Here is a 14,788-nt window from a genome sequence, read left to right as displayed (position 1 = left end):
ATTCCCGGAATACACCGGCGCGTCGATGCCAGCGTTCCTGCCAATCCCGTGCATAATCAATGGTTTTGGGGCGATCGGTTTGACCTCGGTCGGGCTCAGGTCGTAGCTTTAATCAGTTGACTTCAGCCGTTACGGCTGCCTAGAAGCTTTCCTGGCCTTTCCGTGCTGGCCCCTCAACACTCAGCACTGGCCTGTGAAGAGACCACCACACGGAGATTGATTATGAGCAAGCGAACTTTCCAGCCGAACAACCGCAAGCGCGCCAAGACTCACGGCTTCCGTCTCCGCATGCGGACACGCGCCGGACGGGCGATCCTTTCCGCTCGTCGCGCCAAGGGTCGCCAGAAGCTCTCGGCGTAGTACTGGCCGGTGCTCGCGAAAGCCAATCGCATCGCGCGGGGGGCGGACTATCGGACGAACGTACGGCGCGGTGTTCGCTTCACGGAAGCGAACACCATCGCCTACATCCGGAAGAACCGTGACTCCTCTGCAGTGCGCTTCGGTTTCGTCGTGAGCAAGGCCATCGGTAACGCGGTCCGCCGGAACCTCGTGCGCCGACGGCTGAAAGCGGCCGCGTATCTGGTTCTCCCCGACGTCATGGCCGGCGCTGCAGCTGACACCGGAATAGACATCGTGATCAGGGCATTGCCAGCATCCGCTCAAGCGTCGTGGGCTACTCTGCACGCAGAGGTCTCGCGCGCCGCCGCTCGCTTCCTCACCCCCTCCACATCTCACCGCGTCTCCACTCACAGCGTCTCCAGCGAAGGCAACGTCCGTCCATGATCACCGCGATCTCAGCAGTGCTCCTCGTTCCGCGGAACCTTGCCGTCCTTGTGCTCCGGGGATACCGAGCCGTTTTCTCTCCGTTCTACGGGGATGTCTGCCGCTACTATCCATCGTGTTCCGCCTATACCTTGCAGGCTGTGCAGGAGCACGGAGTGATCTTCGGCGGATACCTCGGCGTGTGCCGTATCCTCCGCTGCCATCCGTGGGCAGCGGGCGGAGTCGATGATGTCCCTCTTCGGGGGAAGCGCCGCTATCGGATGACCGCGTTCGGTTTCGTCGTCGCCACCAGCCAGGGAAAGGCCTAGCTACAAAACTATGGACATCATCGGTACTTTGCTCTGGCCTATCAAGTGGGTCGTGGAACTCATTCTCGTTGCCTGGCACTGGCTCCTGTATCAGGTCGGTTTCGACCCGGCGGCCGGTCTCACCTGGGTGCTTTCGATCGTCGGCCTCACGATCGTCGTGCGCGCTGCGCTCATCCCGGTTTTTTTCCGGCAGATCAAGAACCAGCGCCGCATGCTGGAGATCGCTCCGCAGCTCAAGAAAATCCAGGACAAGTACAAGGGCAAGAAGGATCAGTTCTCCCGCGAAGCGATGTCCCGCGAGACGATGGATCTCTACAAGAAGACGGGCACCAACCCGCTGAGTTCCTGCCTTCCGCTCTTGCTTCAGATGCCGGTGTTCTTCGCGCTTTTCCAGGTGCTCAATGGAGCGCAGGGTGGTCATGCTGGTGTCGGCCCGCTCAACTCTGGCCTCGCCGAGCAATTCGGCAGCGCGACTCTCTTCGGCGTTGCTCCTCTGCACCAGAGCTTCCAGGGCGCCATGAACGCGAATCCTGTGCAGACGTCGGTCGTGATCATCGCAGCTATCATGGTCGTCTTCATGACCGGGTCGCAGTTCATCACTCAGTTGCAGATCGTCTCCAAGAACACGTCCCCGGAGACCAAGGCGAGTCCCCAGTTCAAACAGCAGCGCATCCTTCTCTACCTGCTTCCTTTCGTCTTCTTGTTCTCTGGTTTCGCTTTCCCACTTGGCGTCATGTTCTACTGGCTGACCTCGAACTTCTGGACCATGGGACAGCAGTTCCTCGTCATCCGCAACATGCCGACTCCGGGTTCGGACGCCGCGAAAGCGCGTGAGGCCCGCCTCGCCCGAAAGGGCAAGCTTGTCCAGCAGGATGGCTCCGTCGTCCTCACGGTCGAAGAGCAATCGCAACAGAAGCCGCGGACGACTCAGCGGGTCCAGCCCGTGAGTAAGAATCGCGCCAAAAAGCAGGCCGGAAAGAAGTAGGAAACGACACCATGACCGACGTGCATACCGAGTCCACTCCATCTGTGGAGGGGATGACCTCCCCCGCAGATGAGCAAGAATCCTCAACATCAATGGGATCGCAGCTCGATCGCGAAGGCGACATCGCAGCGGACTACATCGAGGAAATCCTCGACATCGCCGACATCGATGGCGACATTGACATCGACACGCGCAACGGCCGTGTCTACATCTCCGTGAATGCCGAAGCAGGAACAAATCTGCAGCTTCTCGCGATGCCGGACACGGTCTCCGCACTTCAGGAGCTCACTCGGCTGGCTGTACAGAACAACACCGGTGAGTTCTCACGTCTCATTCTGGACATCGCCGGTTCGCGCGATGCGCGCCAAGCAGAGCTTGCTCAGCTGGTCGAGCACGCCATTGTGCGACTACAGGAGGGTGCTCCGGAGGCAGCACTTCCCCCGATGTCCTCGTATAAGCGCAAGCTGGTTCACGACATCGTCTCCGCACGCGGTTATGTCTCGACGTCCCAGGGCGAAGGTCGTGACCGGCACACGGTTATCACCGCTTCTTAGTTTCACGTGAAACGGTGACGGATTCGGTAGAGCTGGAGCCGGCTGCGGCCGCACAGCTGTTCGGTGATCGGTTGCCGATCGCACGCACATTCACGGCTAATCTCGCATCGCAGGGGGAAGAACGGGGTCTCATTGGCCCGCTTGAACTTCCACGCCTGTGGTCTCGGCACATTTTGAACTCCGCGATCGTGGCACCGCTTTTACGGCCCGGTGTTGTTGGCGATGTCGGCAGCGGCGCGGGTCTCCCCGGGCTGGTTCTTGCGATCGCGCGGCCGGATGTCTCCTTCGTGCTCATTGAGCCGATGGATCGACGGGTGATTTGGTTGAACGAGCAAGTTGCCGAGCTAGGACTGTTGAACGTTGATATCGTTCGCGCCCGAGCCGAAGACGCGAAGTTGGCAAAACCGCTCGACCAGGTAACAGCGCGCGCGGTGAGTGCCTTTCGTAAGCTGCTTCCATTGACCGCTCCCCTGCTGCGCGATGGCGGTGAGCTCGTACTCATGAAGGGCGCCGCGGCTCAAGCTGAGATCGATGGTGCGGCCAAAGAGATCAGTAAGTTCAAAGTGCGTGGTGCGGAAGTCATCGTCTTAGGTGAAGGCGTCCTCGACGAAGTGACACGAGTTATCCGGGCGACTGTTCGCTGAAAATATTTCTACACAGAACCAACAAGTTAGCGAATTATCCACCAGTCTCCCGACAGAGCCGAGGGGTGTCGGGGATGCACGTTAGAGTTTATGAGTGGTGAGCGGAGAGTGTGCCTTCATCCCGACAAACCGGTTCCGGGCACCAACCAAGTGACGAGGTTTCACGTGAAACAACCGGATCAAGACATATTCGTGGAGGCGGGTGAGTCCGCTTTCGATACGTCGACGCCCCTGGCCAGAGAGATACAGGAACTCATGAGGCGTCGGAAGGCGATTGCGGATACGGCTCTTCCGTTGCCCCCACACACGCGCATCTTCACCATCTCGAACCAAAAGGGCGGGGTTGGGAAGACGACGACCGTTGTCAACCTTGGAGCCGCGCTTGCTAAGTCAGGTGCGCGAGTCTTGGTGATAGATCTCGATCCGCAAGGTAACGCATCCACCGCACTCAGTGTCGAACACCGCGAGGGGACACCGAGCGTTTACGACGTCATCGTGAATGATAAAGAGCTCGAAGATGTCATCCAGAAGAGCCCCGAATTCCATGGACTGTTCGTGATTCCAGCCACGATCGACCTTGCAGGTGCGGAAATCGAGCTGGTTTCGATGGTTGCCCGCGAACAACGGCTCTCACGCGCGCTTAACCGATTCTTGCACGAGTATGACATCGACTACGTGCTCATCGACTGTCCGCCGTCGCTCGGATTGCTCACGATCAATGCTTTTGTCGCGGCGACCGAGGTCCTTATCCCGATCCAGTGCGAGTATTACGCCCTGGAGGGTCTGAGCCAGTTGCTGAAAAACATCCAGCTGATCGAGCGGCACCTCAACCCGAAGCTTCAAGTGTCGACGATTCTGCTGACGATGTATGACTCGCGGACCAATCTCGCCAATCAGGTTGCGGAGGACGTTCGCTCTCATTTCCCCAATGAGGTCTTGGACACCATCATCCCCCGTTCAGTGCGGATCTCCGAGGCGCCGAGCTATGGCCAGAGCGTCATCAGCTACGACGCGAACTCCTCCGGTTCGCTCTCGTACCTCGAGGCCGCCGCTGAAATCGCACGAAGAGGAGAATCCCGCTAATGGCAGCCAAGCGCACCGGATTGGGGCGGGGCATCGGTGCCCTCATTCCGACGACCGACCAGTCTGCTCGACCCGTGGATGTGTTCTTCCCCGAGCCGTTGGACACTGCAACCGAAGCGCTTGTTGCGGTTCCGGGGGCGCGTTTGGCGAACCTCTCCCCCGTCGATATCGTGCCTAATCCATCTCAACCTCGTGTCGAGTTCGACCAGAATGAGTTGGATGAGTTAGTTGCGAGCATTCGTGAGGTCGGAGTGCTTCAGCCCGTCGTTGTCCGTCCATTGCGTAACCAGGCCGGCACATATGAGTTGATCATGGGTGAGCGACGTCTGCGTGCGACGAAAGAACTCGGGCTCGACACGATCCCTGCGATCGTCAAGGACACCGCGGATGAGGCGATGTTGCGTGACGCACTTCTCGAGAACCTCCACCGCTCGCAACTCAATCCACTGGAAGAAGCATCTGCGTATCAGCAGCTTCTTGCTGACTTTGGCATCACACAGGAGGAGTTGGCCGCGCGGATCGGTCGCTCGCGACCGCAGATCACGAACACGATCCGGTTGCTTAAGCTTCCGGCAACTGTGCAGACGCGCGTTGCGGCGGGCGTCCTTTCGGCAGGGCACGCGCGCGCGATTCTCTCGCTCGGCGATGACCAAAAGGGAATGGTCCACCTTGCCGACAAAATCGTCAACGAGGATCTTTCCGTTCGCGCAGCTGAAGCAGCGGCCAGCAAAGCTCCCAAGACTGTTCGCACGGCAGTGAAACCCGGGAGGCACCGTGGGCACCTGGATGAGGTCGCTCAGAAACTTGGCGACCGCCTGAACACCCGCGTCAAGATCACCCTCGGTGCGCGAAAAGGTCAGATTGTCGTGGACTTCGCCACGATCCAGGATCTGAACCGCATCCTCGAAGAAATCGGTGAGTCAGAGTATTCGAGCGAGTCCCGAGTCCGTTTCACGTGAAACCTCCGCCGATTAACCTTCGTTGATTGCGGCGGTGGCGAGAGCAGCGTAAACCTCCCCGTGGTTCCGGCCTGAAGCAGCGATCGCCTGCGGCATGATCGAGGTCTCTGTAAGGCCCGGAAGCACGTTCGCCTCAAGAAACCACGGTACGCCACTGGCATCCACAATCAGATCGATTCGTGAGAGATGGCGCAGGCCCAACGCCCTGTGAGCAGTCTTCGCCGCCTCCGCAACAGTCTCAGCCGTGGCTTCGTCCAGACGGGCGGGAACATAGAACCGGGTCTCCCCTGCGTTGTATCGCGCATCGAAAGTGTATGCGCCAGCCACGGGCTCGATCTCGACGGGCGGAAGCGCTTCCGGCCCATCGCCGGTGTCAATCACAGCGACGGAGACTTCAACACCGTCGATCTTGCGTTCGATGAAAGCGATCTCCGCATAGGTGTAGGCGTCGACCATTGCCCGGGGCAGCTCTCCAGGGTCGTTGACAATGGTGACTCCCTGCGCTGATCCGCCCTTCGCGTCACGACTAACGGGAGCGACAGTCCATCGAGCACGGCGACGAGCACGCTGTTGGCACCGAGTTCGCGGAATGTCTCTTTGGGCAGGGTGACGGACGCGGGAGTATGCACCCCGGCGCGCTCGACGATGGCCTTCGCGGTCGGCTTCGACCAGGCGAGACGGGATGCGCCGGTCCGCGATCCGACGAACGGGATACCGGCGAGTTCGAGAAGCCCTCGTAGTGCGCCGTCTTCGCCACTTGCTCCGTGCAGTGCCGGCCAGATCAAATCAGGGCGCTCCTCTTGAATGGATGCCAGCAGCGTCGCATCCGGCTCGCGGACCGTCACTCGGTTTCCGAGTGACTGAAGCCCATCGGCAACACGTCGCCCACTGCGGAGGGAGATGTCACGTTCGTGTGAGATACCACCTGTGAGAACGACGATGTCGAGTGATGATTTCTCGGGCATGATCAGCTCTTTCTCTTCTGCGGGACTCACTGCAGGTCGGTCGGCGGGTTGGCGTTGGGTTTGCCGGGCCGGGTGGCAGTGAGCGGTCCCGTGCCGGCGAATGTGTCGAGGAGATCCTGTTCGCCATTGATCACATTGGCGAGACGGCGAATGCCGACGCGGATGTTCTCGGGGGTCGGATAGCAGAACGAAAGACGGATGTTCTGGGTGCCGGAACCATCGGCGAAGAAGGCCGTTCCTGGCGTATAGGCGACCAACTCGGTCACTGCTCGTGGCAGCATCGCCTTGGAATCGAGGTGTGGAGGAAGGGTGAGCCAGACATAGAAGCCACCACGGGGGTTCGTCCAGGTGAGCTCGGGGAGATGCTCCTCCAGCGCTGAGATCATCGTCTCCTTGCGCTCTCGGTACACACTCCGGAAAGTGTCGATCTGTCCGCGCCAATCGGCGTCGGACAGATACTCCGAGATGACGAGCTGGCTGAACGAACTCGGGCTGAGAACGGCGGCCTCGTTGGCGAGGATGAGCTTCTCGCGGATGGCATGGGGGGCGAGCGCCCAACCGACACGGAAACCCGGGGCCAGCGTCTTGGAGAAGGTGCCCAGGTACACGACGCCCTCCTGCTCAACGGAGCGCATGGCCGCTGGCGGACCCTCGTTGAAATACAGCAAGCCATAGGGGTTGTCTTCGAGGACCAGGATGTCGTTCTGGCGTGCGATTTCGAGGATCTCAAGCCGGCGCTCCCAGCTGAGGGTCACACCAGCCGGGTTGTGAAAGCTCGGGACGGTGTAGAGGAACTTGACTCGCCGGCCGGCCGCTTTCAGCCGCGCGATGTGCTCGCGCAGCGCTTCGGGAATGAGCCCGTGCTCGTCCATCGGAATGTGGTCGACTTCGGCCTGGTAGGAGCGGAAGATCACCATCGCCGTAACGTAGCTGGGGCCTTCGGCGAGAACCACATCGCCCGGGTCGATGAAGAGTTTGCTGAAGAGTTCCAGCGCGTGCTGAGAGCCGGTGGTGACGATGACATCGTCCGCGCTGCCGCTGATCCCCTCGAGGGCCATAACGTCGAGGATCTGCTCACGCAGGGCGGGAACCCCCTGGCCGGAGCCGTACTGGAGAGCGACCGGTCCACGCTCGCGCATCACACGATCCATTGCCCCGATGACGAGGTCTTCGGGGAGGGCGTCGACATAGGGCATGCCGCCGGCCAGCGAGACCACTTCGGGACGGCTGGCGACGGCGAACAGAGCTCGGACCTCACTGGCGGCGAGGCCGCTGGTGCGCTGCGCGTAGTGGGTATACCACGGGTCCAGATTGTTGCCCTGCTGACGCGGGCTGCCCTGTTCAGTCAAGAATCAGTCCATTTCTAGTGTCGTTCAGCCATGCTATGTGGGTCGCGCTTTCCGCTGGAAATCGAGGGATGCGCGGGTACGAAAAGACCCGTCCGGCGGGTGAGCACCGGACGGGTCGCGAAAAGGCGGTCGCCCTACGCCAGGTAGGCGGCCAGGTCAGCTTCGAGGGCAGGCTTGGGCTTGGCGCCGATGACGGTCTTGACGACCTCGCCACCCTGGTACACCTTCATCGCGGGGATGGAGGTGATCTGGTACTTCGCCGCGGTCTGCGGGTTCTCGTCAACATTGAGTTTGACGATCTCGATCTTCTCGGAGTGCTCCGCGGCGATCTGGTCGAGGATCGGGCCGACGGCGCGACAGGGGCCGCACCATTCCGCCCAGAAGTCCACGAGGACCGTCTTCTCGCTGTTGAGGACATCCTGCTCGAAGGATACGTCCGTGACCGAACGTGTTGCTGACATGGGCTGATTCTCCTTATGCGGTGGTCGTGAGTTCGAGGTCGCCGGGCGCAATGTCCGTTGCGTTGTCCAGCAGGTCCTGGGGGAGGTCGGACAGGTAGTGCTCCGCGTCGAGTGCGGCGACCGTGCCCGATGCGGCCGCGGTCACGGCCTGACGGTACGAGGAGTCGACGACGTCACCCGCGGCGAACACGCCCGTGAGTTTGGTCTTCGAGCTGCGGCCGGCGACCGCGATGGTTCCCTCTGGAGTGAGGTCGAGCTGACCATGCACCAGGTGGACGCGCGGGTCGTTGCCGATGGCAATGAACAGCCCCTGGACGTCCAGGTCGCTCTGGTCGTCGTTCTCACGATTGCGGAGGGTGATGCCCTCGACCTGCTCGCTGCCGTTGATCGCCACGACTTCCGAGTTCCAGATGAATTCGATCTTGTTGTTGGCGAAGGCCCGATCTTGCATGATCTTGGACGCACGGAGGGAGTCACGACGGTGGATGACGTAGACCTTGTCCGCAAAGCGGGTCAGGAAGGTCGCTTCCTCCAAGGCCGAGTCGCCGCCGCCGACGACCGCGATCGTGCGCTCACGGAAGAAGAAACCGTCGCACGTCGCGCACCAGGAGACGCCGTGACCGGAGAGTCGTTCTTCGTCCTCCAGCCCGAGCTTTCGGTAGGCGGAGCCGGTCGCGAAGATCACGGAGAGCGCCTCGTGGACTGCGCCTGAGCCGAGAGTCACGGTCTTGGCATCGCCGGAGAGGTCAACGGAGACGACGTCTTCGAGGATGACTTCTGTGCCGAACCTCTCGGCCTGCGCCTGCATCTTGACCATGAGATCGGGGCCCATGACGCCGTCGGGGAAGCCGGGGAAGTTCTCTACCTCGGTGGTTTTCATCAATTCGCCGCCGGCCTCGACAGACGAGGCGATCAGCAGCGGTTTGAGGTTGGCGCGCGCGGCGTAGATGGCTGCGGTGTAACCGGCTGGTCCGGAACCGATGATGATAATCTGCCGCACGTAGGAACTCCTTGGTGATCGGCGGCGCCCCCCGGGTCCGGAAGCACCGACTTGTAGAACACATCCTAGGCGGATGCTATTCCGTGTCACCCCCTGTCGCTGAGCGTCTGAAAACACGCTCCACGACAGGCGCCAATCCGGCTTCCAGATCTGCCGAGCGGAAGATCGCCAGGGAGCCGACATAGACGATCGCCATGACGATCCCGACGACGGCGGAGGCGAGGATCGCGCTGAGGGGACTGCTCACCGGGAAAGCGCCCTCGACGGCACCGCCCAGCAGGACCAGGAACCCGGTCCCGGCAGCCACAGCCGCCAGCCCTGCGGCGAGGAACCGCCACAGACCGCTCAGGATGCGACGCCCGTCCACTCCCCCGGTGCGTCGGCGCAGCAGCGCGAAAGCCAGGACTGCTTGGATGAGCGTGGACGCGGACACGACGAGAGCGATCGCGGCTGCGCGGTGTCCGGCCGGGATCGCGAGACAGCCCAGAACGCCGATGACGATGAGCACGGTCTGCGCCAGCGTGAACAGGAACGGAGTGCGGGTGTCGCCGAAGGAGTAGAACGCGCGCTGCGCCATGAAGACGAGGGAGAAGGGCACCAGTCCCACCAGGTAGGCGATCAGGACGAGCCCCATCGCCGGGTATTCGGGTGTGAAAACGCGGGCGACCGGGAAGGCGATCACGATGAGCACTGCGGACGAGAGGACGATCAGGAACATGATCGAGCGGGCCGCGCTGGAGAAATCGGCACGGAACCCGGAAGCGGAGCCCTGCTGCGCGTGCTCCGCCATCCTCGTGTAATACGCGGTGACGATCGAGACCGCGATGATGCCGTGCGGCAGCATGAACACGAGCCACGCGTTGTTCATGGCGAAGACTCCCGCCTTGCCGTCTCCGGTGGAGTTGGCGACGTTGGTCTCGATCAGCCCGGCGATCTGGGTGGCCATGAGCATCCCGAGCGTCCAGCCGGCGGCTTTTCCTGCGCTGCCGAGGTTGACGCCCCGCCAGCGGAAATCGGGGCGGAACCGCAGGCCGATCCGGCGCCAGAAGAAGAACAGGACGACGGCCTGGACGGCAATGCCCAGAGTCGCCCCGCCGCCCAGCAGTGCGACCATCCCCGAGCCCCACTCGTGCGAGCGCTCGCCGAAGGGGTCGGAGCTGAATCCCAGGATGAAGGCGGCCAGCATCCCGATCGCGACGACGTTGTTGATCACCGGCGCCCAGGTGAAGGGACCGAACGACTTGCGGGCGTTGAGCACCTCGCCGAGCAGTGTGTACAGACCGAGGAAGAAGATCTGCGGGAGCGACCAGTACGCGAAGGTCGTGCCGAGCGCCGCCTGTTCGCCGCGCAGACCGAACAGGCCGATGAGGACCGGCGCGAGCAGGGTCGCCACCAGCGCCACAGCGGCGAAGACGACCATCCCGAGCGTGACCAGCTTGTTGATGTACTGCCGCCCACCGTCGGCCGCACCGGAGGCCCGAACGATTTGCGGCACTAGGACGGCGTTGAGCACCCCCTGAGCGATGATCGCATAGAGGCTGTTGGGGACCAGCGTCGCCGTCGCGTAGGCTCCGCCTGCGAAGCTCAGGGCGCCGATCGCCTGAACGAGCAACCAGGCCTTCGCGAAGCCGAGGATGCGCGAGACCAAGGTCCCCGACGCGAGCATGGCGCTGGCGCGGCCGATGCTAGCCATCCGAACTCCCGTCGTTGCGGGGAGCGGCGTTGTCGCCCTTGTCGTCCTCGGGCGTCTGCTGCGCCTCGGTGCGTCGCTGGGCCCGGCGGCGCAGGAGTCCACGGACGATTCCGTAGCCGAACAGGAGCACCAGCAGTGCGCCGAAGACGAGCGCGCCGAGACCCTCCCAGTCAGCGTGTACCTCCACGCTCACCGCGGAGGGATCGCCGATCGGGATGCCTGTCGGGCTGTACAGCTGGAGGGACAGCACGACCTGGCCGTTTCCGACCTTCGCCCTGACCGGGACGAGCATCGTCCCCCGTGAATCCTTCGGAATGGACTTGGTCGTGGGTCCGTCGATCTCGAGACGGCCGTTGGACGGAGACGCCCTGAGCGTGACAGTGGCGGCCTCGCCCGGCAGCTCGTTGCTCACGGTGAACGGGATGGACCCCTGCGTGCTCACGAGGTTGATGTTCTCGGTGGGCAGGATGCGGATCGCGTGGAGCGTCTTGGTGGTGGCTTCGCGGCTTTTCGTCACGGCCGCGGACCAGTCGGTGCGGGGGTTCTGCCAGGACACGGCCAGCAGAGTGAGGAGTTGCGCGCGGGTCCTGCCTGTCAGCGTCGTGGGGTCGACCAGGACAGTCGCGAAGTCGGTCAGCGCCTTCTCGTCGGTGAGCAGGCTGCGGATGGCGTCGATCCGTCTCTGAGACTCGGGCGCATCCACCACGACGGTGTCGGTGGATCCGGAGGCGGAGACGATGCTGGAAAAGGCGGCCGGTGCCGACCACGCTGAGGTCAGCAGAGCGTCGAGGCTGCGTTGCAACTGCGTCCCGCTCGATGGCCACGAACGGTCGAGGGCGACGAGGACCTTACGGGAGGTCTTGTCTTCGCCGCTGAGGAGCGCGAGCTGTGCGTTCACTGCTGACATAGCGGTGTTCCATGCGATGTCGCTCGGTGCGGAGACCGATTGGCGGAGGGCGTCGGAGATCCGCTGGTCGCTGACGGCGAGCATGCTGCTGGCGGTGTGGACGACGGCGTTCGGTGTGCTGTCCAGTTCGTCGGCGTTCGTGTTGTCGCCGGAGACGATGACGGTCTTCATCCCGGCTGTGGAGAGCGGTGCGAGATCCGCGGAGCGGAGCGTGCCGTCGCCGGGCCAGGCGATGCCGGAAAGGCTGTAGTCCCACGCGACGAGTTCGCTCAGGGTGGGGAGGGTGGGGAGGGGGGTTGGGCTGGGGCTTGGGCTCTGTGCCGGTGAGGCCGTCGGTGTCGGCTGGACGTGTGTTGCGGTGGTGGGCTCGCCGATCGTGGTCGGGGCCGGTGAGAAGTTCTTCGCGTCGAGGGCGTAGCGGAGGGAGAGAGGGGTGAGCGGTGTGGTGAGGCCGGCTTGCAGCTGACCGGCCATATCCGCATCTCCGTAACCCAATGAGAAGGTTTCGTTGGGCAGGGTGCTCAAGTGTGTCAGCCAGTCGGTCGCGGTGGCGGGCGCGGCGTTCCCGAGGGCGCGGATGGATGCGACGATCATCGGGTCAATGCCCACGGCGACCGTGCTGTGGCCGGCGATCCCGTCGAGGTCGCGGGTGAGGACGCCGTTGGGAGCCGTGTAGGTCGCGAGATCGTCGGCGGAGATCAGGCCGGCGCCGGTGGAGGGGCTCACGATCGGCATCACCACGCCGACATCCGTCTTGGCCGCCGCCTCGCCCACAGACCACACGAGCGATGAGCGGGCTTCTGCTGTCTGCTGGTCGGCGCTCACGGCGGCCCCGACACCGAAGACGCCGGTGACCGATCGTGAAGCGAACGGCACAGCCGCAGCGGCGACCGGGACGCGCACAATGGCCGAAGCGCCGGGCTCTAGCGCTGGCAGCGCGACCGAGCCGAGATTGACCCTGTCCTTCACCGCGTCCGTCGAGGAGAGCCAGGCTGTCAGTCCTCTGCGCGAAGTGAACGCAGTGGGATTCAGCCAGAACCGGACCGTTCCGGAGGTGAGCGCGGTGCCGGAGGAGTTGGTCACGGTGACCGATGCGACAAGGTCCTGGCCCGGCGCCAGCAGGCCCGCGGTTCCGGCGGAAAGGGATGCGGAGAGCCGAGCCGTCGCTGCCGTTCTGATCGTGGCGGATCGCTCGCCGCTCACCACGGAGCCCCAGCCGGTGCTCGCCTCGGACACCGGGGCGCCGCCGAGGAGGGCCGACAAAGCGACCGCCGCACTCATGAGCACGGCGACGAATCGCACACCCCGGAAGGTGGTTCCGGATTCACTCATGCGTCGACGCGCGCTCCCGGTTCGGCCTCCATGACGACGATTCTAGGGGCCGACCCCTGGGAGAGCACGCCGAGTGTGCCCGTTAAACTGAGGCATCATGCAGTCCGTCGCCGAATCCCTCGATCGCCTCGCAGCCATCGCCGCTTCGCCGACCGTGGCCCGCCTGGCGGCGGCTTTCGCGGCGGCCGGACACGAACTGTCGCTGGTCGGCGGCCCGATCAGGGACGCTCTGCTCGGGCGGGAGGTACACGATCTCGACTTCACGACGGATGCGCGTCCGGACGCGATCGTACGCCTCCTCTCCCCCCTCGCCGACGCAGTCTGGGACATCGGCCGTGCCTACGGCACGATCGGCGCTGTGTTCGGCGAGGAGGCGGTGGAGGTCACCACTTATCGTTCCGACAGCTATGACGGCACGACCCGCAAACCGGACGTCGAGTTCGGCGATACGCTGGAGGGCGACCTCCTTCGCCGGGACTTCACGGTGAACGCGCTCGCCCTGCGTGTTCCGGAGGTGCGGCTGGTGGACCCGTCCGGCGGGGTCGAGCACCTGCTTGCCCGCGTCCTCACGACGCCGTCGAGCCCCGAAGTGTCGTTCGGGGACGATCCGCTCCGGATGCTGCGTGCGGCACGGTTCGCCGCACAGCTCGGATTCGAGGTGGACGGCCAGACCCAGGCCGCGATGGCCGCGATGGCCGATCGCATCGAGATCGTCAGCGCGGAACGCATCCGGGACGAACTCGGCAAGCTGCTTATGTCCGACCGCCCACGTCCAGGAATCGAGCTGCTGGTGTCGACCGGTCTCGCCGATCGCGTCCTTCCCGAGCTGTCCGCGTTGCGTCTGGAAGTGGACGAGCACCACCACCACAAGGACGTCTACCAGCACAGTCTCACCGTGCTGGAGCAAGCGATCGAGTACGAGAGGGAACGGCATCCCGGTGACGCGCCGGAACTGACGCTGCGGCTCGCCGCGCTCCTTCACGATATCGGGAAGCCGGCCACGCGCCGGTTCGAGCCGGGTGGGGCGGTCAGTTTCCATCACCACGATGTGGTCGGGGCGAAACTCGCGAAGAAGCGTTTGACGGCGCTTCGCTTCGACAAGGCCACGATCGAATCCGTGTCCCGCCTGATCGAGCTGCATCTGCGGTTCTTTGGGTACACAGAAGGGGCGTGGACCGACTCCGCGGTGCGCCGGTACGTGCGAGATGCGGGTCCCGAGCTGGAGCGGCTTCACATGCTCACCCGGGCGGATGTCACGACGAGGAACCGTCGCAAAGCAGACCGGCTCGGCTTCGCGTACGACGATCTGGAGCAGCGCATCGCCTCACTCGGGGAACAGGAGGCGCTGGATTCTGTCCGTCCGGACCTGGACGGTCAGCAGGTGATGGCCATCCTGGGGATCAAGCCGGGGCGGGACGTCGGCCAGGCGATGACGTACCTGCTGGACCTGCGGCTGGATCAGGGCTCTCTCGGCGAAGAAGAGGCCACCCGCCGGCTGCTGGCATGGTGGTCGGAGCGTTCCGCGGAGGCGTAATCCTCCACAGGCGGGTTCGATCGACCAGTTCTCCACCGATTCGGGTCGTCGAGCCCGCTGCTCCGGGTGAGCGGGGATGGTGGATGCATGACCACTCCCACCCGTATCCTCCTTTCCCGCCCTCGCCGTGAGGGGTACCCACACGGCCCGGTCGTCCCTCACCCCGCGAGCTGGCGTCGAGACCGGGCATCCGTTACCCTAGGTAAGCTGCCCGGGTGGGTTCCTACCTGG

Annotated in this window: 16 protein-coding genes; 9 read left to right on the top strand and 7 right to left on the bottom strand. The window is 63.5% G+C overall.

Features of this window, described 5'->3' with window-relative positions; genetic code table 11:
* Positions 1-222 precede the first annotated feature (222 nt).
* The 8 genes from rpmH (at position 223) to LXX_RS12385 (ending at position 5,316) form a co-directional block, all read left to right on the top strand.
* Positions 223-360 carry a 50S ribosomal protein L34 gene (rpmH, locus tag LXX_RS12420; protein ID WP_011187117.1) on the top strand — a complete coding sequence of 46 codons (138 nt, stop codon included), beginning with the start codon at positions 223-225 and terminating at the stop codon, positions 358-360.
* A 9-nt stretch (positions 361-369) separates the two neighbouring features.
* Positions 370-783, top strand: coding sequence for a ribonuclease P protein component (gene rnpA / locus LXX_RS12415; protein WP_068981890.1), 414 nt, complete (start codon positions 370-372; stop codon positions 781-783).
* Positions 780-1,091, top strand: a complete 312-nt coding sequence (gene yidD / locus LXX_RS12410) for a membrane protein insertion efficiency factor YidD (RefSeq protein ID WP_041767981.1) — start codon at positions 780-782, stop codon at positions 1,089-1,091. The genes rnpA and yidD overlap by 4 nt, the downstream gene beginning before the upstream one ends.
* Positions 1,092-1,101: 10 nt before the next feature.
* The gene (gene yidC, locus LXX_RS12405; protein ID WP_011187115.1) at positions 1,102-2,076 is read left to right on the top strand and encodes a membrane protein insertase YidC; all 975 of its coding nucleotides are present in this window, start codon (positions 1,102-1,104) and stop codon (positions 2,074-2,076) included.
* A gap of 11 nt (positions 2,077-2,087) precedes the next feature.
* Positions 2,088-2,630, top strand: coding sequence for a protein jag (locus tag LXX_RS12400; RefSeq protein WP_041767978.1), 543 nt, complete (start codon positions 2,088-2,090; stop codon positions 2,628-2,630).
* 14 nt (positions 2,631-2,644) lie between these two features.
* Entirely contained in the window at positions 2,645-3,274 is a 630-nt protein-coding gene (rsmG, locus tag LXX_RS12395; RefSeq protein WP_011187113.1) for a 16S rRNA (guanine(527)-N(7))-methyltransferase RsmG, read from the top strand.
* 255 nt (positions 3,275-3,529) lie between these two features.
* Positions 3,530-4,357, top strand: coding sequence for a ParA family protein (locus LXX_RS12390; RefSeq protein WP_176714830.1), 828 nt, complete (start codon positions 3,530-3,532; stop codon positions 4,355-4,357).
* A complete protein-coding gene (locus LXX_RS12385; RefSeq protein ID WP_011187111.1) occupies positions 4,357-5,316 on the top strand; it encodes a ParB/RepB/Spo0J family partition protein in 960 nt (319 codons plus the stop codon). Before LXX_RS12390 ends, LXX_RS12385 begins: the two co-directional genes overlap by 1 nt.
* Positions 5,317-5,328: 12 nt before the next feature.
* Here LXX_RS12385 and LXX_RS17000 read toward each other — a convergent pair whose 3' ends face one another.
* The 7 genes from LXX_RS17000 to LXX_RS12355 all read right to left on the bottom strand — a co-directional run bounded on the left by LXX_RS17000 (position 5,329) and on the right by LXX_RS12355 (position 13,023).
* Complete coding sequence (locus LXX_RS17000; protein ID WP_370558484.1) at positions 5,329-5,784, bottom strand: D-alanine--D-alanine ligase family protein; 456 nt, start codon at positions 5,782-5,784, stop codon at positions 5,329-5,331.
* Positions 5,694-6,281: a hypothetical protein gene (locus tag LXX_RS16995; protein WP_370558455.1), complete on the bottom strand. Its 588-nt coding sequence runs from the start codon at positions 6,279-6,281 to the stop codon at positions 5,694-5,696. Before LXX_RS16995 ends, LXX_RS17000 begins: the two co-directional genes overlap by 91 nt.
* 26 nt (positions 6,282-6,307) lie before the next feature.
* Positions 6,308-7,630, bottom strand: coding sequence for a PLP-dependent aminotransferase family protein (locus LXX_RS12375; protein ID WP_011187110.1), 1,323 nt, complete (start codon positions 7,628-7,630; stop codon positions 6,308-6,310).
* Between the two features lie 134 nt (positions 7,631-7,764).
* A complete protein-coding gene (gene trxA / locus LXX_RS12370) occupies positions 7,765-8,091 on the bottom strand; it encodes a thioredoxin (protein WP_011187109.1) in 327 nt (108 codons plus the stop codon).
* Between the two features lie 13 nt (positions 8,092-8,104).
* Positions 8,105-9,091: a thioredoxin-disulfide reductase gene (trxB, locus tag LXX_RS12365; RefSeq protein ID WP_011187108.1), complete on the bottom strand. Its 987-nt coding sequence runs from the start codon at positions 9,089-9,091 to the stop codon at positions 8,105-8,107.
* Between the two features lie 76 nt (positions 9,092-9,167).
* On the bottom strand, positions 9,168-10,784 hold the full coding sequence (gene murJ / locus LXX_RS12360; protein ID WP_011187107.1) for a murein biosynthesis integral membrane protein MurJ: 1,617 nt from the start codon (positions 10,782-10,784) through the stop codon (positions 9,168-9,170).
* Positions 10,777-13,023, bottom strand: coding sequence for a DUF6049 family protein (locus LXX_RS12355; protein ID WP_011187106.1), 2,247 nt, complete (start codon positions 13,021-13,023; stop codon positions 10,777-10,779). Before LXX_RS12355 ends, murJ begins: the two co-directional genes overlap by 8 nt.
* 97 nt (positions 13,024-13,120) lie before the next feature.
* Here LXX_RS12355 and LXX_RS12350 point away from each other — a divergent pair, with 97 nt between their 5' ends.
* Positions 13,121-14,557, top strand: a complete 1,437-nt coding sequence (locus LXX_RS12350) for a CCA tRNA nucleotidyltransferase (protein WP_011187105.1) — start codon at positions 13,121-13,123, stop codon at positions 14,555-14,557.
* The last annotated feature ends 231 nt before the right edge of the window (positions 14,558-14,788 follow it).

Source organism: Leifsonia xyli subsp. xyli str. CTCB07, from assembly GCF_000007665.1.
Lineage (GTDB): Bacteria > Actinomycetota > Actinomycetes > Actinomycetales > Microbacteriaceae > Leifsonia > Leifsonia xyli_C.
The sequence above is the reverse complement of the archived record's forward strand: the minus strand, read 5'-3'. Positions and strand labels throughout refer to the sequence as shown.

Coding starts and splice junctions, on each gene's coding strand:
- LXX_RS12385 (WP_011187111.1), top strand. CDS start 4,357: ATGGCAGCCAAGCGCACCGGATTGGGGCGGGGCATCGGTGCCCTCATT.
- murJ (WP_011187107.1), bottom strand. CDS start 10,784: ATGGCTAGCATCGGCCGCGCCAGCGCCATGCTCGCGTCGGGGACCTTG.
- LXX_RS12400 (WP_041767978.1), top strand. CDS start 2,088: ATGACCGACGTGCATACCGAGTCCACTCCATCTGTGGAGGGGATGACC.
- LXX_RS12390 (WP_176714830.1), top strand. CDS start 3,530: ATGAGGCGTCGGAAGGCGATTGCGGATACGGCTCTTCCGTTGCCCCCA.
- LXX_RS16995 (WP_370558455.1), bottom strand. CDS start 6,281: ATGCCCGAGAAATCATCACTCGACATCGTCGTTCTCACAGGTGGTATC.
- LXX_RS12350 (WP_011187105.1), top strand. CDS start 13,121: ATGCAGTCCGTCGCCGAATCCCTCGATCGCCTCGCAGCCATCGCCGCT.
- trxA (WP_011187109.1), bottom strand. CDS start 8,091: ATGTCAGCAACACGTTCGGTCACGGACGTATCCTTCGAGCAGGATGTC.
- yidD (WP_041767981.1), top strand. CDS start 780: ATGATCACCGCGATCTCAGCAGTGCTCCTCGTTCCGCGGAACCTTGCC.
- rpmH (WP_011187117.1), top strand. CDS start 223: ATGAGCAAGCGAACTTTCCAGCCGAACAACCGCAAGCGCGCCAAGACT.
- LXX_RS12355 (WP_011187106.1), bottom strand. CDS start 13,023: ATGAGTGAATCCGGAACCACCTTCCGGGGTGTGCGATTCGTCGCCGTG.
- yidC (WP_011187115.1), top strand. CDS start 1,102: ATGGACATCATCGGTACTTTGCTCTGGCCTATCAAGTGGGTCGTGGAA.